Origin of the sequence: Thalassovita sp., from assembly GCF_034670005.1 — a bacterium.
Classification (GTDB): Bacteria; Pseudomonadota; Alphaproteobacteria; order Rhodobacterales; family Rhodobacteraceae; genus Thalassobius.
This window is the reverse complement of sequence record NZ_JAXMOH010000001.1, coordinates 259,219-280,900: the sequence shown is the minus strand read 5'-3', so window position 1 is coordinate 280,900 and position 21,682 is coordinate 259,219. Positions and strand designations below refer to the sequence as shown.

The 21,682-nt window shown below is 61.1% G+C and carries 26 protein-coding genes and 1 pseudogene; 19 read left to right on the top strand and 8 right to left on the bottom strand.

The genetic code is table 11. The annotated features are described in order from the left end of the window. Position 1: 1 nt before the first annotated feature. Complete coding sequence (locus tag VOI23_RS01575; RefSeq protein ID WP_323780522.1) at positions 2–379, bottom strand: DUF1636 domain-containing protein; 378 nt, start codon at positions 377–379, stop codon at positions 2–4. A 176-nt stretch (positions 380–555) separates the two neighbouring features. Next, a complete protein-coding gene (locus tag VOI23_RS01570; RefSeq protein WP_323780519.1) occupies positions 556–1,554 on the bottom strand; it encodes a glutathione S-transferase family protein in 999 nt (332 codons plus the stop codon). Between the two features lie 305 nt (positions 1,555–1,859). Here VOI23_RS01570 and VOI23_RS01565 point away from each other — a divergent pair, with 305 nt between their 5' ends. The 8 genes from VOI23_RS01565 to VOI23_RS01530 all read left to right on the top strand — a co-directional run bounded on the left by VOI23_RS01565 (position 1,860) and on the right by VOI23_RS01530 (position 9,150). Then, a complete protein-coding gene (locus VOI23_RS01565) occupies positions 1,860–2,084 on the top strand; it encodes a DUF6732 family protein (protein WP_323780516.1) in 225 nt (74 codons plus the stop codon). Positions 2,085–2,087: 3 nt separating this feature from the next. After that, entirely contained in the window at positions 2,088–3,350 is a 1,263-nt protein-coding gene (locus tag VOI23_RS01560) for a sirohydrochlorin chelatase (RefSeq protein WP_323780513.1), read from the top strand. A gap of 98 nt (positions 3,351–3,448) precedes the next feature. Further along, entirely contained in the window at positions 3,449–4,084 is a 636-nt protein-coding gene (locus VOI23_RS01555) for a precorrin-8X methylmutase (protein ID WP_323780510.1), read from the top strand. Positions 4,085–4,132: 48 nt separating this feature from the next. Further along, complete coding sequence (gene cbiE, locus VOI23_RS01550) at positions 4,133–5,335, top strand: precorrin-6y C5,15-methyltransferase (decarboxylating) subunit CbiE (RefSeq protein ID WP_323780508.1); 1,203 nt, start codon at positions 4,133–4,135, stop codon at positions 5,333–5,335. A 69-nt stretch (positions 5,336–5,404) separates the two neighbouring features. Beyond that, positions 5,405–6,106 (top strand): precorrin-2 C(20)-methyltransferase, encoded by a 702-nt coding sequence (gene cobI / locus VOI23_RS01545; protein ID WP_323780505.1) that lies wholly within the window; start codon positions 5,405–5,407, stop codon positions 6,104–6,106. Further along, a complete protein-coding gene (gene cobJ, locus VOI23_RS01540; protein ID WP_323780502.1) occupies positions 6,097–7,896 on the top strand; it encodes a precorrin-3B C(17)-methyltransferase in 1,800 nt (599 codons plus the stop codon). The genes cobI and cobJ overlap by 10 nt, the downstream gene beginning before the upstream one ends. Positions 7,897–7,930: 34 nt before the next feature. Continuing rightward, complete coding sequence (gene cobM / locus VOI23_RS01535) at positions 7,931–8,701, top strand: precorrin-4 C(11)-methyltransferase (protein WP_323780499.1); 771 nt, start codon at positions 7,931–7,933, stop codon at positions 8,699–8,701. Positions 8,702–8,796: 95 nt separating this feature from the next. Continuing rightward, positions 8,797–9,150 (top strand): hypothetical protein, encoded by a 354-nt coding sequence (locus VOI23_RS01530; protein WP_323780496.1) that lies wholly within the window; start codon positions 8,797–8,799, stop codon positions 9,148–9,150. Positions 9,151–9,172: 22 nt separating this feature from the next. Here the strand turns inward: VOI23_RS01530 and VOI23_RS01525 are convergent, their stop codons facing one another. Next, positions 9,173–10,342, bottom strand: a complete 1,170-nt coding sequence (locus VOI23_RS01525; RefSeq protein WP_323780493.1) for a MalY/PatB family protein — start codon at positions 10,340–10,342, stop codon at positions 9,173–9,175. 252 nt (positions 10,343–10,594) lie between these two features. Here VOI23_RS01525 and def (VOI23_RS01520) point away from each other — a divergent pair, with 252 nt between their 5' ends. The 6 genes from def (VOI23_RS01520) to VOI23_RS01495 are packed head-to-tail and all read left to right on the top strand — an operon-like array spanning position 10,595 to position 13,524. Next, the gene (gene def / locus VOI23_RS01520; RefSeq protein ID WP_323780490.1) at positions 10,595–11,113 is read left to right on the top strand and encodes a peptide deformylase; all 519 of its coding nucleotides are present in this window, start codon (positions 10,595–10,597) and stop codon (positions 11,111–11,113) included. After that, positions 11,110–11,610, top strand: coding sequence for a peptide deformylase (gene def, locus VOI23_RS01515; protein WP_323780487.1), 501 nt, complete (start codon positions 11,110–11,112; stop codon positions 11,608–11,610). The genes def (VOI23_RS01520) and def (VOI23_RS01515) overlap by 4 nt, the downstream gene beginning before the upstream one ends. After that, on the top strand, positions 11,607–12,101 hold the full coding sequence (gene def, locus VOI23_RS01510) for a peptide deformylase (RefSeq protein WP_323780484.1): 495 nt from the start codon (positions 11,607–11,609) through the stop codon (positions 12,099–12,101). Before def (VOI23_RS01515) ends, def (VOI23_RS01510) begins: the two co-directional genes overlap by 4 nt. A 17-nt stretch (positions 12,102–12,118) precedes the next feature. Next, a complete protein-coding gene (fmt, locus tag VOI23_RS01505) occupies positions 12,119–13,024 on the top strand; it encodes a methionyl-tRNA formyltransferase (protein ID WP_323780481.1) in 906 nt (301 codons plus the stop codon). 17 nt (positions 13,025–13,041) lie between these two features. Next, on the top strand, positions 13,042–13,278 hold the full coding sequence (locus tag VOI23_RS01500; RefSeq protein WP_323780478.1) for a hypothetical protein: 237 nt from the start codon (positions 13,042–13,044) through the stop codon (positions 13,276–13,278). A gap of 9 nt (positions 13,279–13,287) precedes the next feature. Next, entirely contained in the window at positions 13,288–13,524 is a 237-nt protein-coding gene (locus tag VOI23_RS01495) for a GlsB/YeaQ/YmgE family stress response membrane protein (protein ID WP_323780476.1), read from the top strand. A 1-nt stretch (position 13,525) separates the two neighbouring features. Here the strand turns inward: VOI23_RS01495 and VOI23_RS01490 are convergent, their stop codons facing one another. From VOI23_RS01490 to VOI23_RS01470, 5 genes and pseudogenes are all read right to left on the bottom strand, one after another. After that, entirely contained in the window at positions 13,526–14,146 is a 621-nt protein-coding gene (locus VOI23_RS01490; protein WP_323780473.1) for a trimeric intracellular cation channel family protein, read from the bottom strand. Position 14,147: 1 nt separating this feature from the next. Next, positions 14,148–14,600, bottom strand: coding sequence for a ribonuclease HI (rnhA, locus tag VOI23_RS01485; RefSeq protein WP_323780470.1), 453 nt, complete (start codon positions 14,598–14,600; stop codon positions 14,148–14,150). After that, positions 14,593–15,178, bottom strand: a pseudogene (locus VOI23_RS01480) (class I SAM-dependent DNA methyltransferase). Before VOI23_RS01480 ends, rnhA begins: the two are co-directional and overlap by 8 nt. 2 nt (positions 15,179–15,180) lie before the next feature. Beyond that, complete coding sequence (gene ispH, locus VOI23_RS01475; protein WP_323780467.1) at positions 15,181–16,131, bottom strand: 4-hydroxy-3-methylbut-2-enyl diphosphate reductase; 951 nt, start codon at positions 16,129–16,131, stop codon at positions 15,181–15,183. 140 nt (positions 16,132–16,271) lie between these two features. Further along, positions 16,272–16,841 carry an NYN domain-containing protein gene (locus VOI23_RS01470; RefSeq protein WP_323780464.1) on the bottom strand — a complete coding sequence of 190 codons (570 nt, stop codon included), beginning with the start codon at positions 16,839–16,841 and terminating at the stop codon, positions 16,272–16,274. Between the two features lie 143 nt (positions 16,842–16,984). On the opposite strand from VOI23_RS01470, the gene folK reads away from it, so the two are divergent. The 5 genes from folK to VOI23_RS01445 all read left to right on the top strand — a co-directional run bounded on the left by folK (position 16,985) and on the right by VOI23_RS01445 (position 21,625). Next, entirely contained in the window at positions 16,985–17,560 is a 576-nt protein-coding gene (folK, locus tag VOI23_RS01465) for a 2-amino-4-hydroxy-6-hydroxymethyldihydropteridine diphosphokinase (protein WP_323780461.1), read from the top strand. 74 nt (positions 17,561–17,634) lie between these two features. Continuing rightward, positions 17,635–17,991 carry a DNA-directed RNA polymerase subunit omega gene (gene rpoZ, locus VOI23_RS01460; protein ID WP_323780458.1) on the top strand — a complete coding sequence of 119 codons (357 nt, stop codon included), beginning with the start codon at positions 17,635–17,637 and terminating at the stop codon, positions 17,989–17,991. A gap of 30 nt (positions 17,992–18,021) precedes the next feature. Beyond that, positions 18,022–20,154, top strand: a complete 2,133-nt coding sequence (locus tag VOI23_RS01455; protein WP_323780455.1) for a bifunctional (p)ppGpp synthetase/guanosine-3',5'-bis(diphosphate) 3'-pyrophosphohydrolase — start codon at positions 18,022–18,024, stop codon at positions 20,152–20,154. Positions 20,155–20,171: 17 nt separating this feature from the next. Further along, entirely contained in the window at positions 20,172–20,831 is a 660-nt protein-coding gene (locus tag VOI23_RS01450; RefSeq protein ID WP_323780452.1) for a DUF2062 domain-containing protein, read from the top strand. 44 nt (positions 20,832–20,875) lie between these two features. Next, positions 20,876–21,625: a pyridoxine 5'-phosphate synthase gene (locus tag VOI23_RS01445; RefSeq protein WP_323780449.1), complete on the top strand. Its 750-nt coding sequence runs from the start codon at positions 20,876–20,878 to the stop codon at positions 21,623–21,625. Positions 21,626–21,682 lie beyond the last annotated feature (57 nt).

The following is a 21,682-nucleotide window of genomic DNA, read 5'->3' as shown; positions in this document are numbered from 1 at the left end:
GTCAGCTGTCCTTTGGCAAAGGGGGGTGACGGGTGACGAAATGACCTTTGACCCCTTGTGGCCATTGCCGGAACGGAACTTGTCCGGTTTCGCTTTGGGCGTGCAGGGCGGCATAATCGACGATGGCCTGCGCCGCACCTTCCTCTTCGGGGTCGAACCGGCCCAGCGTGTAGTTGAGTTTGCCTTCTGCCTGAATGGCGATGTTGCAGCCATGGCTGCACCCCATCAGGCAGGACACCCGGCGGGTTTGCAGATCCGGGTTGCTTTCGGCCAAAACCTCGATCTTTGCGGCCAGAGCTTCGCCATCCGTGCAAGGCGCTGTGGCGGCATCCCAGCCGTCGCGTTTGCAGGTGTCACAGATCGTTATCCAACTGGTCATTCATGCGCTTCCTTTTGGCGCAGAGAAAACGGATTCGAGCGAAAAGCACAAGCGGGGAAGAGGCGAAAAAGGGCCCGGTAGCGACCATAAGGGGGCTGCGTGCCAACAGCCGAAGGGAGGAAGGGGGCAATCCTGACTGCGTTTGCGGTGCAGGATTGGCGTGTGATGGTCGGCCCCTACTGCGCGGCGATCTTCGATAAGGCTTCGCGCCCATGCGGCTCTGCATAGTCCAGAACCGGGTTGATCGGGATGATCCGGTGCGGATTGATGCCGTCATGGCTGTAGTGATAGTGCCGCACGATATGATCGAAACGGGTGGTTTCCGCGACGCCGTGCCATTGATACAATTCGCGCGTATAGGCCCAGAGATTGGGGTAATCGATCAGCCGTTTGCGATTGCATTTGAAATGCAGGTGATAGACCGGATCGAAGCGGATCAGGGTGGTGAACAGCCGCCAGTCGGCTTCGGTGATGGTATCGCCGAGCAGATAACGATGTGATGAAAGGCGCTGTTCCAGCCAGTCAAGAGTGTCGAACAGCGGTCCCACAGCAGCGTCATAGGCGGGTTGAGTGGTGGCGAAACCCGCCTTGTAGACGCCGTTATTCACGTCGTCATAGATGCGCTCATTGATTTGGTCGATATCCGCGCGCAGATCTTCGGGCCAGTAATCGTCGTGATTGCCGGTCAGATCGTTGAAGGCCGAATTCAACATGCGGATGATTTCGGAACTTTCATTCGACACGATGGTTCCGGTCTGTTTGTCCCACAAGACCGGGACTGTCACCCGTCCGGATATATCGGGCTTCGTTCTGGTGTAGATGTCACGCAGGAACGGAAGCGCAAAAAGCCGGTCGCCGGTGGTGCCGGGGAAATCGGTCTGGAAGGTCCAGCCATCTGACAGCATGTCAGGATGCACGACCGAAACGCCGATATGATCCTGCAGGTTTTTCAGCGCGCGGAAAATCAGCGTGCGATGGGCCCAGGGGCAGGCATAGGAAACATAGAGGTGATAGCGCCCCGATTCGGCTTTGAACCCGGCTTCGCCGCTGGGACCGGCGCTGCCGTCTGCGGTGATCCAGTTGCGGAAAGACGCGGTGGAACGCACAAAGGCACCGCCGGTTTTGCCGGTGTCGTACCAGGTGTCGTGCCATGTGCCGTTAATCAATTGTCCCATTCTGCGTCTCCTTTTCTGACACTTACCTAGGCGGGATAGGCGCGCACGAAAACGGGCAGCAATGCGCAGAATGGTTGCGTTTGCGCACATTGCGGCAGTGTTGGGTCGCAATTCACGGTCGCTGTGACGTTTCCGCAATTGCAACTCTCGGACCGGGACGATTATAACTATCGCCGACGAAGCCCCATGGCGGGCCGGAGAGGTGGGCTTGTGCGATCGACCCAATCAGGGGATCAGGGACAAGCGTCGTCAGGTGCCTGCAATGGCATCCTCTCTTCGACAGGTTGAAGAAACAGGGGAGAGATATGAAAGCTTTCTACACAATTGCGGCCATCGTCTGGGCCGGTCAGGCCGCGGCGCATCCGGGTCATCTGGCCGAAGTTGCAGGCCACGGGCATTGGTTGGCTGGGGCCGCCATCGGGGCCGCCATCGCGATCGGCCTTTGGGCCGGGTTGAAGGGCAAGTCCGCAGCCGAATCCGAAACGGATGAGGCTGAAGAGGCGTCCGACGAAGAGCTTCAGGAAGCCTGAGCAATGACAAAAATCGGAGTGATGATCTGCGGCCACGGGTCCCGCAGCCAAGCGGCCGTGGACGAATTCAGCGTGCTGGCGGAAAAACTTCCCGCTTTGCTGCCGGACGATTGGGACGTGGAATACGGCTATCTGGAATTCGCCAACCCGGTGATCCGCGACGGTCTGGACCGGCTGCGGGAAAAAGGCTGTGACCGGATTCTGGCGGTACCGGGGATGCTGTTTGCCGCGATGCACGCGAAAAACGATATCCCGACAGTGCTGAATACCTATGCCACCAAGCACGGGATCGACGTTTCCTATGGCCGCGAATTGGGGGTGGATCCCAAGATGATCGCTGCGGCAGGTGCGCGGATACAAGAGGCGGTTGAGCGCGCCAATGCCGAGCTGGGCGCTGTGCCGCTGCATGAGACCTGTCTGGTGGTGATCGGGCGCGGTGCGTCGGACCCGGATGCCAATGGTAACGTGTCCAAGATTGCCCGCATGTTGCAGGAAGGCATGGGCTTTGGTTGGCTTGAAGTGGGCTATTCCGGGGTGACGTTCCCGTTGGTCGAACCCTGTCTGAGCCATGCGGCGAAGCTGGGTTACAAGCGGATCATCGTGTTCCCCTATTTCCTGTTCACCGGCATCCTGATCGACCGTATTTACGGCTTCACCGATCAGGTCGCTGCACAGCATACCGACATCCAGTTCGTCAAGGCGGGCTATCTGAACGATCATCCCAAGGTGTTGGAAACCTTTGCCGAGCGGGTGAAGGAACAGTTAAGCGATGTGCCGCCGCCCAATTGCGGGATTTGCGGCTATCGCACGCAAGTTCTGGCAATGGAAAACGGCGAGGTCCGGCGAATCAGCCCGGCAGAGCGGGCCGGGCATCCCGCCTTTGGCGCCGTACCACCGGCGGTCTGTGTCCTGTGTAAGTACCGCACTCAGGTTCTGGGGTTCGAAGCCGAAGTCGGCGCAGTGCAGGAAAGCCATCATCACCATGTCGAAGGTCAGGGCGCCAGCGCCCCGGGGTCGAACGTGGCCGATTGCGCGCTTTGCGATACGTTCTGCACCGGGGAATGCCGTTTGGAGATGGATCACCATCATCATCACCACGATCACGGACATCACCACGATCACGGGCATGATCATGCACACGGACATGATCACGATCATGGGCATCATCATCACGGCCATGACCATTCCCATGATCACGCGCATCCCGCCTATCCCCATGCCGACCACCCGCTGGGGCCTGAAAGCGCGCGCAAGCACCGGCATTGATTACAGCGTAAAGCCAGTTCGGGCTTTGGCTTTCGCATCGCCCCCCTTTCTGTCCCTCCCCCGGTCCGGGGGACGGACCATAACGGAGACCGAGCGCCATGCGCCCATATGAAAAGACCCCTTCGGCGATCTATGCGCAATCCTTTGCAACGGTGCGCAAAGAGGCACGGCTGGACCGGTTCGAACCGGGCATGCAGGCGATGGCGATCCGGCTGATCCATGCTTGTGGCATGGTCGAGATTGCCGACCGGCTGGCGTTTTCCGAGGATGCCTATGCGGCGGGGCGCGATGCGTTGCAACGCGGTGCGCCAGTGCTGTGCGATTGCGAAATGGTGGGGGCCGGGATCATCCGGCGGTATCTGCCTGCCCAAAACGAAGTGGTGGTGACGCTGAACGATCCGCGTGTTCCGGGCATCGCGGCGGGGATTGGCAATACCCGGTCGGCTGCGGCGGTGGAACTGTGGGCGGATCGGCTGGACGGCGCTGTGGTTGCTGTGGGCAATGCGCCGACGGCGCTGTTTCACTTGCTGGAGCTGCTGGATCAGGGCGCGCCGAAACCGGCGCTGATCCTGGGCTTTCCGGTCGGGTTCGTGGGCGCGGCGGAAAGCAAGGCGGAATTGGCCGAGCGCCCGCGCGGATGCGATTTCGTGGCCCTGCGCGGGCGGCGCGGCGGTTCGGCAATCGCGTCGGCGGCGGTGAATGTGCTGGCCGCCGGTCTGCCGGAGGAGGCGTGATGCGGCCTCAATGTGAATATTTTGAAAATGATGAAACGGGACGTGCTTATGTCTGACCCCTGGTTGCATATTGTCGGTATCGGCGAAGACGGCATGGACGGGCTGTTGCCAGCCACCCGTGCAGTGGTGGAAGCGGCAGAGGTGATTGTCGGCGGCGACCGGCATCATGACCTGTCGAGTGCGGTGACGGCCAAGCGGGTCGCATGGCCGTCGCCCTTCGATGCGCTGATCGACATGCTGAAAGCGATGCAAGGGCGACGCGTGGTGGTGTTGGCCACCGGCGATCCCTTGTGGTTTTCGGTCGGGGCGCGGATCGGGCGGTCGATTGATCCGCACGAAATCGTCTTTCATCCACAGCTGTCGGCGTTTCAGTTGGCGGCCGCCCGGATGGGGTGGAGCCTGGCCGATGTCGAAACGCTGACCGTACATGGCAGACCCGTTGAGCAGATGATCGCCTTCATCCAACCCGATGCGCGGTTGCTGATCCTGACCACCGGGGCGGCAACACCGGGGCAGATCGCGGCGTTTCTGACCGCGCGGGGGTTCGGCCGGTCGAAGATGACGGTGCTGGCCAATATGGGCGGAGAGCAGGAGGCGCGGTTCGACGGAGTGGCCGAAAGCTGGGATCATACGGTGCCGGAGTTCAACACGCTGGCGGTGGAGTGCATTGCCGCGCCCGATGCTGCGCTGCTGCCGCGGGTGCCGGGTCTGGCCGATGACCTGTTTCAGCATGACGGCACCATGACCAAACAAGAGGTCCGCGCGGCAACGCTGGCCAAGCTGATGCCGATGCGCGGGGCATTGCTGTGGGATATCGGCACCGGCTGCGGATCGGTGGCCGTGGAATGGATGCGCGGGGCACGCTATGCCCGCGCCATCGGGATTGAGCCACGCGCCGATCGCCGCGCGATGGCGGCGGCCAATGCCCTGGCTTTGGGCACGCCGAAGCTGCAACTGATTGACGGCAAGGTGCCGCAGGCCCTGGCCGGGCTGGAGGCGCCCGACGCGGTGTTTATTGGCGGCGGGTTGAGCCGCGAAGTGTTCGAGGCAGCCTGGGCCGCATTGCGCCCGCTGGGGCGGTTGGTGGCCAATGCGGTAACGCTGGAAAGCGAGGCGGTGCTGGTGGCGCTGCACGCGGAATTCGGCGGCCAATTGGTGAAGATACAAGTGCAAAGGGCCGAACCGGTGGGATCGCGTACCGGCTGGCGGCCTCTGATGCCGGTGACGCAGTGGAGCCTGATCAAGCGATGAGCGGGGGGCAGGTGCAGGACGTCTCCGGCGCGAGTATTTGGGGAACGATGAAAGAGCTGGGGGCAGGATATGGCCGGTAAGCTATACGGTATCGGCTTGGGGCCGGGGGATCCCGAGCTGATGACGCTGCGGGCGCACCGGCTGGTATCGCAGGCCCGCGTGGTTGCCTATCCGGCGCTGGCCGGAGGCGCCAGTTTCGCCCGCGCCATCGCGGCGGCGGCGATTCCGGCGGATGCCCGCGAGATCGTGATGGATGTGCCGATGACGGTGGAACGCGGCCCGGCGCAGGCGGCCTATGACAAGGGCGCGGCGGAGATCGCGCAGGCGCTGGAGGCGGGCGAAGACGTGGTTTGCCTGTGCGAGGGCGATCCGTTCTTCTATGGGTCGTTCATGTATATTTTTGCCCGGCTGGCCGACCGGTTCGAGGTTGAGGTGGTGCCGGGCGTGACCAGCATCGCCGCTTGTGCCGCGCGCGCCGGGCTGCCTCTGGCGGCGCGCAACGAACGGCTGACCGTGTTGCCCGGCCCGTTGCCCGAGGCCGAGCTGCGTGCCCGGATCGAAGGCGCGGAAAGCGTGGCGATCATGAAGGTGGGCCGGCATCTGGCCAAGATTCGCGGCGTGATCGCGGCGCTGGGCCTGACCGGCAAGGCAACCTATGTCGAACGGGCCAGCCTGCCGGACGAGGTCGTGTGCCCGTTGGCCGTGGCGCCTGATCGGGCACCGTATTTTTCAATGATCCTGTTGGTGAAAGGGGGCGACCCATGGCTGTGAAACCTGTTGTTCTGGTGCTGAATGCGTCAGGCGAAGCCGTGGCGCGGAACGTGGCGGATGCCGTCGGTGCCGCGCTGCATGGGCGCGAGGGGCGTGTGACGCGGGCGGATGCCTATTTTGCCAATGCGCTGGATCACGTGCGCGATTTGTTTGCCGCCGGGGTGCCGGTGGTTGGGGTCTGCGCAAGCGGTATCCTGATCCGCGCGGTGGCACCGTTGCTGTCAGACAAGCGGGCGGAACCGCCGGTGGTGTCGGTGTCCGATGACGGTTCGGTGGTGGTGCCGCTGTTGGGCGGGCATCGCGGCGCGAACCGGTTGGCGACGGAAATCGCAACGGCACTTGGGGCCGTCGCGGCGGTGACCACGGCGGGCGATGTGGCGCTGGGGGTGGCGCTGGACGAACCGCCGCTGGGCTATCGGCTGGACAATCCGCAAGACGCCAAGGGTGCTATGGCGGAACTGCTGTCGGGCGCGGGCGTGTCGGTGACCGGGCCGAATATTTTCGATATCGCAGAGACCGGTAGCGGGGTCGAGCTGGTGATCAGCGAGGCGCCCGAGGCGACGGGCGAAAAGCGGCTGGTTTACCGGCCGCAGCGATATGCGCTGGGCTTGGGCTGTGCCCGCAATGCCGATCCGGAAGAAATGTGGGCCTTGGTTTGCGAAACGTTGGACAAGGCCGGGGTTGCGCCGGGGGCGGTGGGTTGTGTCGCCTCGATCGACCTGAAGGCGGATGAGCCGGCGATGAACGCGGTGGCGCAGCGGCTGGGCGTGCCGCTGCGGCTGTTCACTGCCGCCGAGCTGGAAGCGCAGGAGGTGCCGAACCCGTCCGACGTGGTCTTTGCCGAGGTCGGCTGTCATGGGGTCAGCGAAGGGGCCGCGCTGGCCTGTGGTGGCGTGTTGGTGACCGAGAAGGTGAAGACGGCCAATTGCACCTGTGCGCTGGCGCGGGCCGAGGCGCCGATTACCGGTTTGCCGGGCCGGGCGCGCGGGCGGCTGAGCGTGGTGGGCATCGGTCCGGGGCAGGCGTCCTGGCGGACGCCGGAAGTATCCAGGCTGGTGGCCGAGGCCGAGGAATTGGTCGGATATGGGCTCTATATCGACCTGCTGGGACCGCTGGCCGCAGGCAAGACCCGGTCGGATTTCCCACTGGGCGGAGAAGAGGCGCGTTGCCGTTATGCGCTGGAACGCGCGGCCGAGGGGCACAATGTGGCGCTGGTCTGTTCCGGCGACGCGGGGATCTATGCCATGGGAGCGCTGGTGTTCGAATTACTGGATCGGGGCCCGGACGAACACGGGGTCAGCGATGCGGCGCACCGGGTCGATGTGGTTTGTTCGCCGGGGATTTCGGCGTTGCAGGGCGCGGCGGCACGGGCGGGCGCGCCGTTGGGGCATGATTTCTGTACCATTTCGCTGAGCGATCTGTTGACGCCGCGCGACGATATCCTGCGACGTCTGAAGGCGGCGGCGGAGGGCGATTTCGTGATTGCCTTTTATAATCCGGTATCGAAGACGCGGCGCACCTTGCTGGCCGAGGCGCGCGATATCCTGTTGCAGCATCGTCCGGCGGACACGCCTGTCATGCTGGCCTCGTCCCTTGGGCGGGCCGAGGAACATGTGCGTTATCGGCGGCTGGACGAACTGGACGTGGACGAGGTCGATATGCTGACGCTGGTTCTGGTCGGGTCGAGCAATTCGCGGCTGGCGCAGCTGGGCGAAGGTCCGCGGATGTTCACCCCGCGCGGCTATGCCCGCAAGATCGACGGCGATCTGGCGGCGGATGCGGCGCAGTGAGTAATTATCGAATAGTGAAAAGGAAAGCGCGGGCATGACGGTATATTTCATTGGTGCAGGGCCGGGCGATCCGGAGCTGCTGACCAAAAAGGCCGAGCGGGTGATCGGGGAATGCCCGGTTTGTCTTTATGCCGGGTCGCTGGTGCCGCCCGAGGTGGTGGGCTGTGCGCCGGACGGGGCAAAGGTGATGGACACTGCGCCGATGACGCTGGACGAGACCCATGCCGAGATTGTCGCGGCGCATCAGCGCGGGCAGGACGTGGCGCGGGTGCATTCGGGCGATCCATCGCTTTATGGTGCGATTGCCGAACAAATCCGGCGGCTCAGGGCCGATGGCATCGCCTATGAGATCATTCCGGGGGTGCCTGCCTATGCCGCCGCTGCGGCAGCGCTGGGGCAGGAGCTGACGGTGCCGGAGCTGGCGCAGTCGATCGTTCTGACCCGGGTGTCGATGAAATCGACCGCGATGCCCGCCGGTGAGACATTGGAAAATTTTGCCCGCACCGGGGCGACCTTGGCGATCCATCTGGGGGTGCGGAACCTGCGCGAGATCGAACGTCAACTGGCACCGTATTATGGTGCAGACTGTCCGGTGGTGGTGGCGTACCGCGTCGGTTGGCCGGATCAGACCATCATTCGCGGCACACTGTCGGACATTCACGCCAAGGTCCGGGCCGAGAAGATCACCCGCACGGCGCTGATTCTGGTGGGTCCGGTCCTGGGCGATATCCGCGATTTCACCGATTCGGCACTGTATGACCCTGCGGTGCCGCATGTTCTGCGGCCGAAAGCGTCGAAAAAATGAAACAGTCGGCGGGAAATTCGGTCTAGACACCAAAGTGTCATTTTCCCCGTGGCATGATTTTCGCATGCTGAAGGCGAATGACGCGGAGGAGCGAGATGTCGACATTTCTGTCTCAAGAGGTTCTGGCCGGGCTGCACGCAGCCCGCAAGCGGGCGCGCGAACGTCAGTCCCGCATGTTGGTCGAAGCCGACGGCAAAACCTATCGCGTCCTGAGTTTTTGGGAGAGCGGTTTTGCGCTGGATGCTGAAACCGCGCCGCATCTGCGCGGGTTTGTCGATCTCTATGAACGCGGCCAGCATCTGTACCAGTGTCTGATCGTTGCGGCGTCCGAGGAAGACGGGCGGATGTGCTATGAATTCAAGCGGCTGACGGCGATTCAGGATCGTCCGCCGGTGGATTTCGCGGTGGAAGACACCGAAGGGCTGGCTTTGCCGCGCCCTTCGGCCTGAATCGGTCCCGGGGTTCCGGGTCTTATTGCAGATCGGCAAAGGCCGTCTGCATCCGGTCCACCGCCTGCTGTACCAGCGCGCGCGGTGTGGCCAGATTGAAGCGCAGGAAATCATCGCCCCCCGACCCGAAGGTGGGGCCATGGTTGACGGCGATTTTCGCGCTCTGTTCAACCCGTTTGGTGAATTCTTCGCGCGTCATGCCGGTGCCGGAAAAATCGACCCAAGCCAGGTAGGTCGCTTCGAGTGGCATAGAGGCAAGGCCGGGAATCGCATTGATTCCGTCATCGAAAAGTTTCCGGTTGCCGTCGAGATAGGTCAGCAGATCATCGACCCAGGCCGCGCCTTCGGGGCTGTAGGCCGCTTCGGCCATGTGCAGGCCAAAGGAGTTTGGTGACATGCCGAGTGCTGCCATTTTGGCGGCGAATTTTGCCCTGAGATCGGGATCGGGAATGATCACGTTGCCGGAATGGCTGCCGGCGATGTTGAAGGTCTTGGTGGTGGCGGTCATCATGATCAGCCGGTCGGCAATGCCGTCGATCCGCGCCATCGGGATGTGGCTGGCGCCGGAATAGACCAGATCGTGATGGATTTCGTCCGACACCAGGATCAGGTCGTGACGTTTCGCAAAGGCGGCGACGCCGTCCAGTTCCGCCCTGGTCCAGACCCGGCCGCCGGGATTGTGCGGCGAACACAGGATCATCATCTTTTCCGACCCGTCGAGTTGCTGATCCCAAGCGTCGAAATCCATTTCGTAGCGGCCATTTTCATAGGCCAGATCGCATTCGACCACACGGCGGTCATTGGCGCGGATCACCTTGGCGAAGGCGTGATAGACCGGGGTCATCAGAACCACACCATCGCCCGGTTCGGTGAAGGTGTCGACGCAAAGCGCCGTACCGTTGACCAGCCCATGCGTGGTGAAGATCGCCTGCGGATCGACGTCCCAGCCGTGGCGGGTCTGCATCCACCAGCAGATCGCGTTGCGATAGCTGCTGTCGTCACCGTAATAGCCATAGATGCCATGCTCGTGCATCTTGGCGATGGCGTTCTGTACGCAGTCGGGGGCACGGAAATCCATGTCGGCGACCCACATCGGGATACCGTCCTTGGCCGGGACATGGTAAATTTCCTCCATCATGTCCCATTTGGACGAATGGGTGCCAAAACGGTTGATGATCGTGTCGAAACTCATTCAGGGTCTCCTTAGATATGCTTGGAATGCGGCTTTCGCGCAAAGTGCGGCAAAGTTCGATCGTGGTGGGCGAAAGTTCCGATATATCTGATCAATTTGGAAGCCCTTTCTGTATTGCTTTAAATGATTGGGAATGCCTCCCAATGCTCGGCAAAAATAGGGAATAAAATTCCTGTAACTCGGGCGCTTTTCGCCATCTTTCAAAATACTGGCCCATTGCGCCTTCGGGGGCCATACCCTAAATCCATTTTCATGAAACGTCCGATCCTGATCCATCCCGATCCACGCCTGAAAAAGCACTGCGCCGCAGTGCCTGATTTGTCTGACGATCTGCGCCAGCTGGCCGACGATATGTTGGAAACCATGTATGACGCGCCCGGCATCGGTCTGGCGGCGCCGCAGGTTGGTGTGCTGGATCGTCTGATCGTGCTCGATTGCGCCAAGGAAAAGGACGAAACGCCACGGCCTCTGATCATGTTCAACCCCGAAGTGATCGAAACTTCTGACGAGTTGAGCACCTATGAAGAAGGCTGCCTGTCGATTCCCGAACAATTCGCCGAGGTCGAGCGCCCGGCAGATGTGACGGTGCAATGGGTTGACCGCGATGGCAATGTTCAGCGCGAAACCTTTGCCGATCTGTGGGCGACCTGCGTGCAGCATGAAATCGATCATCTCGACGGCAAGCTGTTCATTGATTACCTGAAGCCGATGAAACGGCAGATGATCACCCGCAAGATGCAGAAACTGAAACGGGAGCGCACCCGGGCGTGAGTGTTCTACCGATCCTGAAATGGCCCGATCCGCGCCTGTCGCAGCTTTGCGATCCGGTTGGCGCGGACGAGGATGTGGATCAGCTGATCAGCGATATGCTGGAAACCATGTACGACGCCCCGGGGCGCGGGTTGGCGGCGCCGCAGGTCGGTGTGATGAAACGGATCTTTGTGATGGATTGCGGATGGAAAGACGGCGACATGACGCCGGTCATCTGCATCAACCCCGAATTTGTGACCCGGTCTGATGATCTGGTGACGGGCGAAGAAGGTTGCCTGTCGATCCCGGATGCCCCGGCAGATGTGACCCGCCCGGAGCGGATCACGCTGCGTTGGCGCGGCCTGGACGGTGTGGTGGTCGAACGCGCCCTCGACGGCTTCGAAGCGAAATGCGCCCAGCACGAATACGACCATCTTGACGGTCTGGTGATCTTCGACCGGCTGTCGGATGAGGATCGCGCGCGGATCGAAGGCGCTTATCTGGAGGCGCTGACATGACCGCGCGCAAATGCCTGCCCTGGCCTGACAAACGGTTGAAGACACCAGCCGATCCGGTGGCGGAAATCACCGATGACATCCGCGCCATCTGGGACGACATGGTCGACACGATGGAGGCGATGCCCGGCGTTGGTCTGGCTGCGGTGCAGATCGGGGTGATGCAACGGCTGGCGGTGGTCGATGCCAGTCAGGAACGGGGGCAGGCAGTGCGGATGGCCAATCCCGAAATCCTGCATGCCAGCGTACAATTGCGCGACCATGATGAAGCCAGCCCGAACCTGCCCGGCGTTCATGCCACGATTCAACGCCCGCGCGCGGTGACGGTGCGATTCATGAACGAGGCGGGCGAGGTCGAAGAGCGCGATTTCGTTGGGCTGTGGGCAACCAGCGTGCAACACCAGATCGACCATCTGAACGGCAAGATGTATTTCGACCATCTCAGCCGGGTGAAGCGCGATATGCTGATCAAGAAGGCGCGTAAGCTGCGCTGATCGAAAGGGGCAGGGACATGCGTGTGATTTTCATGGGGACGCCGGATTTTTCCGTGCCGGTGCTGAATGCGCTGGTCGATGCCGGTTACGATGTCGCCGCAGTCTATTGCCAGCCGCCGCGCCCGGCGGGGCGGGGCAAGAAGGATCGGCCAACGCCGGTCCATGCCCGGGCGCTGGAGCTGGGATTGCAGGTGCGCCACCCGGTGTCTCTGAAAGGGGCGGAGGCGCAGGCCGAATTCACAGCGCTCAACGCCGATGTGGCCGTCGTGGTGGCCTATGGGTTGATCCTGCCGCAAGCCATTCTGGACGCCCCGAAACATGGCTGCCTGAACATCCACGCCTCGCTGTTGCCGCGCTGGCGCGGGGCGGCGCCGATCCATCGCGCGATCATGGCCGGGGATGCGGAAACCGGCATCTGCATCATGCAGATGGAGGCCGGTCTGGATGCCGGCCCGGTCCTGCTGCGGCGGGCGACACCGATCGGGGCAGAGGAGACCACGGCAGCGCTGCATGACCGGCTGTCCGAAATGGGGGCATCGTTGATTGTCGAGGCGCTGGCACGACTGGGCGAGTTGACGCCCGAGGTGCAAGCCGAGGCGGGCGTCACCTACGCCCACAAGATCGACAAGGCCGAGGCGGCAATCGACTGGACCGCATCGGCCGAGGAGGTCGACCGCAAGATCCGGGGTCTGTCGCCGTTTCCGGGCGCGTTCATTGAGCATGACGGCCAGCGCATCAAGCTGCTGGCGTCGCGCCTGACCGACGGTTCGGGCGAACCGGGCGAGGTGCTGGACGACCGGCTGACGGTGGCTTGCGGGACGGGTGCGGTGCAGCTTTTGCGCTTGCAACGAGCGGGCAAGGCGGCTCAGGATGCCGATATATTCATACGCGGCATGGCGTTGCCAAAGGGAACGCGGCTTTAACCAAGAGGACAGGGCAGATGTTTCCAACGCTGATCGGAACCGTGGTGATTGCCGGGATCGTTGGCTACCTGTCGGAAAAAACCGGGTTCACCCGCAACGGTTATCTGCCGTCGATCATCATCTGCATTGGCGGCGCGTTCCTGTTCTATTTCATCCGCATCATGTTCGGGCTGCGTTTCGGCGCGCCGGGATTTGACGCCATCCTGTCATCCATCGGGGCGCTGATCATCGTGCCGACCCATTATCGCAAATAGGAGCATGTCATGGCTATTGTCTGGTTGATCATAATCGGGGCTGCCGCAGGGTTTCTGGCGACAAGACTGATGAATATCGAGGCCGGTATCCTGCCGACGATCGGGATCGGGATAGCCGGGGCGCTGATTGGCGGGCTGGTATTGAGGGCTTTGCTGGCGGTGATGGGACTGGCCGCCGGTCTGGTCGGCGCGGTTCTCGGCGCGCTGTTGCTGATCTGGGTATGGCAGACGTTTCAGAAAAAATAGATCAGGGTCTGGGCGGGCGGCTTTTGTAGCTTGGCAGGCTCCAGCCAAACATCAGGGACCCCGCACGCAGCGCCCATGTCACCAGCCCCCCGGCCACTGCGACGATCAGCGGGTCAGCAACCATCGACGCCGCCAGTACGGTGGCGGCAGACCCGGCAAAGGCGGCTGTGACATATAATTCGCCCTTTTTCAGCACCAAGGGCACTTCGTTGCAGACCACATCGCGCATCATGCCACCAAAGGTGCCGGTCAGCGTGCCCATGATCAGAGTGACCGGCCAAGGCTGTGCCAGGCTGATCGCCACCCCCGCCCCGGCGGGCACGGCGACGGCAAGCGCCAGACTGTCGAGCCAGAGCAATGCGCGATAGCGGCTTTCCAGCAGGTGGGCGGTAAAGAACACCACAACAGCGGCCAGCGTGGCGACGGCGACAAAGCCCGGTTGCGCGATCCACAGCGGGGTCCGGTCCAGCAGGACATCGCGCAGGGTGCCGCCGCCAAGCGCGGTCAGGCTGGCGATAAAGACAAAACCCACCAGATCGAGCTGCGCCCGTGACGCGGCCAGTGCGCCGGTCAGGGCAAAGACCAGTACCGAGGCGTAATCCAGAAGGACCAGATTTGTCATATCAGGGCTTATATGGGGCCATGCCCGCGCGGGCCAGTTCATCCGCCAGTTCGTTTTCCGGATGGCCGGCATGACCCTTGACCCATTCCCATGTCACCCGATGCCGGGTCTGCGCCGCATCGAGGCGCTGCCATAGGTCGACGTTTTTCACCGGTTTCTTGTTCGACGTTTTCCAGCCGTTTCTTTTCCAGCCGTGAATCCAGCCGGTGACGCCGTTTTTAACATATGCGCTGTCGGTAACGATGGTGAGGCTGCTGGGTTTTTCCAGCGTTTCCAAAGCCATGATCGCGGCCATCAGTTCCATCTTGTTATTGGTGGTTTCCGCCGCGCCGCCTTTGAGCTGGCGTTCCTTCAGAATGGTGTCGCCATCGGTTGCGCGCAGCAACACGCCCCAGCCGCCGGGGCCGGGATTTCCGGAGCACGCTCCGTCGGTATATGCAAATAAATCAGCCATGGGAGGCCACCGATATCCAATCGGCCACCACCCCGTCCAGCCCTTTATCGCTGCCGTGGATGCATTTTGTCGGGGTAAAGCCCGCATCGTGCAGAAGGTGCAGCAATTCGGCTTCGCTGTAGTAGCTGTAATAGCGTCCGATCGGGTCACGCTTTTCGCCGGTGCCGGTTTTCAGCGCGATCTGGAACAGGCCACCGGGTTTCAGCGCCCGGTGAATGGCCGCGAAGTGCCGGGGCATATCCGCGCGCGGGGCATGCAGCAGGCTGAAATTGGCCCAGATCCCGTCATAGCGGTCCACCGCGTCGAGGTCTTCAAAGACGGCCTGTTGCGCGCTTACACCGATTTTTCGCGGCTAACGCAACCATTTCGGCCGAGGCGTCGATGGCGACGACCGACAATCCCGCCTTGGCCATCCAGCCTGCTGCGATGCCCGGGCCACAGCCAAGGTCCAACACCGTAGCGCCTTTGGGCAGCGCGTCGATAAAGGTGCCGAGCAACCGTCCGGGCTTGTCCGACGCTGTCACGTCGGCATATTCCCCGGCGCGGGCGTCGTAAACGCGGATGGTTTCCTCATCCATTCTCAGGCCGGTTCGCGCAACACGCGCGGGACTTTGAATTCGACGTTTTCCTTGGCGGTCTCGACCTCGGTCACGGCCACCTCGAAACGGTCGCGCAGGGCGGCGATGACTTCGTCGACCAGAACCTCGGGGGCCGAGGCCCCGGCGGTGATCCCGATGGACGCAATCCCGTCCAGCGCACGCCAGTCGATATCCGTGGCGCGCTGTACCAGTTGGGCATAGGCGCAGCCATTGCGTGCGCCAACCTCGACCAAGCGGCGGGAATTCGATGAATTCGGCGCACCAACGACCAGTAATGCGTCGATCCGTGGTGCCATCGCCTTGACCGATTCCTGCCGGTTGGTGGTGGCGTAACAGATGTCTTCCTTATGCGGACCCTGAATGGCCGGGAAGCGCGTCTGAAGGGCGGCGACGATATCCTTGGTATCATCGATCGACAGGGTGGTCTGGGTCACGAAGGCCAGTTTGGCAGGGTCGCGCACATCAACCGATGCCACATCGTCAACGGTTTCGACCAGCAGCACCTCGCCTTCGGGCAATTGCCCCATCGTGCCGATGGTTTCGGGGTGGCCTGCATGGCCGATCATGATGATCTGAAGCCCCTGTTCGGAATGTCTTTCGGCTTCGATATGGACCTTGCTGACCAATGGGCAGGTGGCATCGACATAGATCATCTGCCGTGCCTGCGCCGCTGCGGGTACCGATTTCGGTACCCCATGGGCAGAAAAGATCACCGGCCGGTCATCGGGGCATTCGCCCAGTTCCTCGACGAAAATCGCGCCTTGGTCCTTCAGGCTGTCGACGACGAATTTGTTGTGTACGATCTCGTGGCGGACATAGACCGGCGCGCCCCATTTCTGGATCGCCATTTCGACGATCTTGATGGCGCGGTCGACACCGGCGCAAAACCCGCGTGGTGCGGCCAGATAAAGGGTAAGGGGCGGTTTTGTCATTTGCGGTCTCCTGTCCGCTCAGAGGTAAGGCCAAGAGCCCCACAGGTCCAGCCCCTGACATCCTTCCGGTGCCGTGCCCGGAATGCAAAACGGGGCCGCCAAAGGCAGCCCCGTCTGTTCAGGATCACGCCGGACCTGTCTTATTCTGCTGTATACGCGGCTTCGCGATCCACGGGCATTTCGCGCGGAGGCCGGCCGATCACGTCCTTGAGTTCGTCCAGTTCGATGAAATTATCGGCCTGGCGACGCAATTCGTCAGCGATCATTGGCGGTTGGCTGCGGATCGTGGACACCACTGAAACCCGAACGCCCTGGCGCTGCAGGCTTTCCACCAGCGGGCGGAAATCGCCGTCGCCGGAGAACAGCACGATATGGTCGACGCGCGGGGCCAGTTCCATGGCATCGACGGTCAGTTCGATATCCATATTGCCCTTGACCTTACGTCGGCCCTGGCTGTCGGTATATTCCTTGGCCGGTTTGGTCACCATGGTGAACCCGTTGTAATGCAACCAGTCTACCAGCGGGCGGATCGGAGAATATTCATCATTCTCCAACAGCGCTGTGTAGTAGAATGCGCGCAGCAACTTCCCGCGGCGCATGAATTCTTGCCGAAGCAGCTTGTAGTCGATATCGAAGCCAAGCGCCTTTGCGGCTGCATACAGGTTGGACCCATCGATGAACAGCGCCAGCCGTTCGTCTTTGTAGAACATCAAATTTCCTTCCGATTATCAGCTTGGCGACAAGTCCGTGAGTGTAAGGAATAAAAAAATCATCGCCGCGCTTGTATACAAAAATAGGGTGTATTGGCAGGTGGCGCAAGTTGCGCAAGAGTATCAAAGGGATAGGTTGGCGTATGGATGCTACTCAGGATATATTGATCGCGTTTGGCGCTAATCTGCCACTTGCAGGCGAGTTGCCCGAGGATACCCTGCGTAAAGCCATCGCGATGCTGCCCGGTGAAGGGATTGAGGTAATCGAAGAAAGTCGATTGTTTAGAACGCCTTGCTTCCCTCAAGGGGCCGGTCCCGACTATGTCAATGGTGCCCTACGTTGCCGTACGGAAAAAACTCCCGTAGAAATACTGTCTGTACTACACAAGGTAGAAAAGAGGTTTGGTAGAAAAAGACCAAAAGACGCAGCCAGGTGGGTCGGGCGGACGCTCGATTTGGATTTAATTGCCGTTGGTAACCATATTCTGCCGGACCGGGACGCAGTCCTGCATTGGATCGACCTGCCGATTTCGGACCAGATGGCGTTCGCGCCGGGGCAACTGATTCTGCCACATCCCCGGATTCAGGACCGGGCCTTTGTTTTGGTGCCGCTTTGCGATGTCGCGCCGGACTGGAAACATCCAATCTTGGGTAAGAGTGTCTCGGAAATGTGCGCAGAATTGCCGAAAATGGCGAAAAACGAGGTGGTTGCGATGTGATTTCGCCTTGTCAAGCACGGTCTGCCGCCTTACATACACCCCTTCTATTGCCTGCCCCTGATTGGAGTGCCCCGATGGCCCGTGTTACCGTTGAAGATTGCGTAGACAAGGTTCCGAACCGTTTCGAGCTGGTGATGCTTGCATCGCATCGCGCCCGCGAAATTGCGTCCGGTTCCGCGCTGACCGTGGATCGCGACAACGACAAGAACCCGGTTGTGGCCCTGCGCGAAATCGCCGAGGAAACCCAATCGGCCGAAGATTTGCGCGAGCGTCTGATCGAAAGCAACCAGACTCAGATCGAAGTCGACGAGCCGGAAGAAGATTCCATGGCTCTGTTGATGGGCGGTGGCGAAGCGGACAAGCCCGCCGAGGACGACATGTCCGAAGAAATGCTGCTGCGTCAGTTGATGGAAGCGCAAGGGCAGGGCTAACCTGTTCCGCACGAGGGGAAGTCGGACAAGATGATCGCGGTTGATGACCTGATCGCTCTGGTCCACAATTATAACCCCAAAACCAACGAAAATATGCTGCGCGAGGCCTATGCGTTCGGCCTTGCCATGCATGACGGCCAGTTCCGTCATTCGGGTGAACCCTATTTCAGTCATCCCGTTGCCGTGGCCGCGATCCTGACCGAACAGCGTCTGGATGACGCGACCATCGTGACGGCGCTGCTGCACGATACAGTCGAAGACACCAAGGCATCCTATTCCGAGGTCGAAAAGCGGTTTGGCAGGGAAATCGCCGATCTGGTCGATGGCGTCACCAAGCTGACCAATCTGCAACTCTCCAGTTCCGAAACCAAACAGGCGGAAAATTTCCGCAAGCTGTTCATGGCCATGTCCAAGGACCTGCGGGTGATCCTGGTCAAGCTGGCAGACCGGTTGCACAATATGCGCACGATCAAGGCGATGCGCCCGGACAAGCAGTCGCAGAAAGCGCGTGAAACGATGGAAATCTATGCCCCGCTGGCCGGGCGCATGGGGATGCAGTCGATGCGCGACGAACTGGAAGATCTGGCATTTAAGGTGCTGAACCCCGAAGCGCGCGCTTCGATCATGCGGCGGTTTGTCATGCTGCAGAATGAAACCGGCGATGTGATCCACCGTATCACTGGCGACATGCGTCATGAGCTGGAAGGGGTCAGTATCGACGCTCAGGTTTTCGGCCGCGCTAAAAAGCCCTATTCGATCTGGCGTAAGATGTCAGAGAAGGACGTGGGCTTTTCACGTTTGTCCGATATTTACGGGTTCCGGGTGATCACCAATAGCGAAGATGACTGTTACCGGGCCCTGGGGGTGATCCATCAACGCTGGCGGGCGGTGCCCGGGCGGTTCAAGGATTACATCAGCCAACCGAAATCGAATGGCTACCGGTCGATCCACACCACCGTATCGGGCCGCGACGGCAAACGGGTCGAGGTACAGATCCGCACCCGGCAGATGCACGACGTTGCCGAAACCGGGGTGGCGGCGCATTGGTCCTATCGGGACGGGGTGCGGGCGATGAACCCGTTCGCGGTCGATCCGGCCAAATGGCTGGCCGGGCTGACCGAACAATTCGACGCCGAAGAGGATCACCACGCTTTCCTGGAAGCGGTGAAACTGGAAATGTACACCGACAAGGTGTTCTGCTTCACCCCTAAGGGCGAAGTGGTGAAATTGCCCAAAGGCGCAACGCCGATTGATTTCGCCTATGCCATCCACACCCGGATCGGCAATGCCTGTGTCGGGGCCAAGATCGACGGGATGCGGGTGCCTTTGTGGACCCGGGTCAAGAATGGTCAGTCCGTCGAGATCATCACCGCCGAAGGCCAGACACCGCAAGCGACCTGGCTCGATATCGCCACCACCGGCAAGGCGCGTACTGCGATCCGTCGGGCGCTGCGCGAAGTGGACCGCGAACGGTTTTCCAAACTGGGCCGGGAACTTGCGCGCTCGGCCTTTGAACATGTGGGCAAGAAGGCCACCGACAAGGCGCTGGAAACCGCGGCCCGGAACCTGCGGCTGGAAGATACCGATATGCTGCTGGCCCAGCTGGGCAGCGCCGAGCTGACCACCCGCGATGTGCTGCACGCGGTTTACCCCGAGCTGAGCGAAGCAGAATCCGACGATATCGAATTGCGCGGTGCGGTGGTGGGTCTGTCGCATGATCAGCATTTCACCATCGCGCGCTGCTGCCAGCCCTTGCCGGGCGAGCGCATCGTCGGGATTTCCCATCGCGGCAAGGGCGTGATCGTGCATGCCATTGATTGCGAGGCGCTGGCGAATTACGAAGACCAACCTGACCGCTGGATGGATTTGCATTGGCACGCGGGCAAGCATCCGGCGATTCACACCACCACGCTGAATATCACCATCGGCAACGATGCCGGGGTGCTGGGACGTATTTGCACATTGATCGGCGAACAGAAGGCCAATATTGCCGATCTGGTATTCGTCGACCGTAAGCCCGATTTCTTCCGGTTGCTGATCGATATCGAACTCAGGGATGCCGAACATCTGCATTCGGTCATGTCTGCGCTGGAAGCCGAAAGCGATGTCGCGGCGGTCCAGCGACACCGGGATCCGACACGCGCAAATATGCAAGCGGGCTAGCAGGAGGGCGGTAAGCCTTGGTTTTCAAACGCCGCGACCGTCGACCGATCTGGAGGATCGTGTTTGAATTCTTCTGGCCCCGCGGCGGTTGGGGGCGGGCGGCGCAATACGTGAAACACAGGCTGCACCGGCTGCCCGATTCGCCCGAAAAGATCGCCCGCGGTATCTTTGCCGGCGTGTTCACCACCTTCACCCCGTTTTTCGGACTGCATTTTGTGGTGGCCGGTAGTTTGGCCTTTATCCTGCGCGGCAATATCCTGGCGTCGCTGCTGGGCACGTTTTTCGGCAATCCGCTGACCTATCTGCCGATCGGATTGATTTCGATGAAGACCGGCTATTTCCTTATGGGCCGTCATTTGCATCACGAAGAAGTGCAGCGGTCGCTGGCCGGAAAGTTCCTTGATGCGAGCGCCGATCTGCAACACAATTTCTTTGCCATTTTTACCGATGCCGATATGGAATGGCATCGTTTGGAAGTGTTCTATGACGAAGTTTTCTTCCCTTATATGATTGGTGGCATCGTTCCCGGTATCATTGCCGGGCTGATCGCTTATTACATTTCGGTACCGCTGATCCGCGCCTATCAGCACCGGCGCAAAGGGGTGCTGAAGGCGAAATTCAGCGCGCTGAAGAAAAAAGCACATCTGAAGGCTGACGACCGGTCCAAACGCGATTAGGGTGCCCGCTGACGGGGATGGTCATTGGAAGACAGGAGAAGGCGATGCAGCCCTTGGGGAAACTGCGCCTTGGCGTGAATATCGATCATGTGGCAACGGTTCGGAATGCGCGGGGCGGTGCCTATCCCGATCCGCTGCGGGCGGCGCGGCTGGCGCAGGACGCTGGTGCGGATGGAATTACCGCGCATTTGCGCGAAGACCGCCGTCATATTTCTGATGCCGATATCGACGGGCTGATGGAGGTGCTGTCGGTGCCGCTCAATTTCGAAATGGCGGCGACCGAGGAAATGCAGAAGATCGCGCTGCGGCATAAGCCACATGCGGTCTGTATCGTACCTGAAAAGCGCGAAGAACGCACCACCGAGGGCGGGCTGGAAGTGGCGCGCGAAGAAAACCGGCTGGCCCATTTCATCGCACCTTTGCGTGACGCGGGCTGCCGTGTGTCGATTTTCATCGCCGCCGATCGCAAACAGATCGAAGCCGCAGCGCGGATCGGCGCACAGGTGATCGAGCTGCATACCGGCGCCTATTGCGATGCCCATGCCGAAGGCAGGATGGACGATCATGACCGCGAATTGCAGGCGCTGCACGAGATGTCTGCCTATGCCCATTCTTTGGGGCTTGAGGTGCATGCCGGTCACGGGCTGACCTATGACACCGTGCAGCCGATTGCGGCTTTCCCCGAAGTGATGGAACTGAATATTGGCCATTTCATCATCGGCGAGGCGATTTTCCGCGGGCTGGTTCCGGCGATCGAGGAAATGCGCCGTCTGATGGATGAGGTCCGGGGGTGATCTGCACCGCTTGCTTGTACGCAAAACTGCCCGGACTGTTCGAAACGCTTTGCGGTG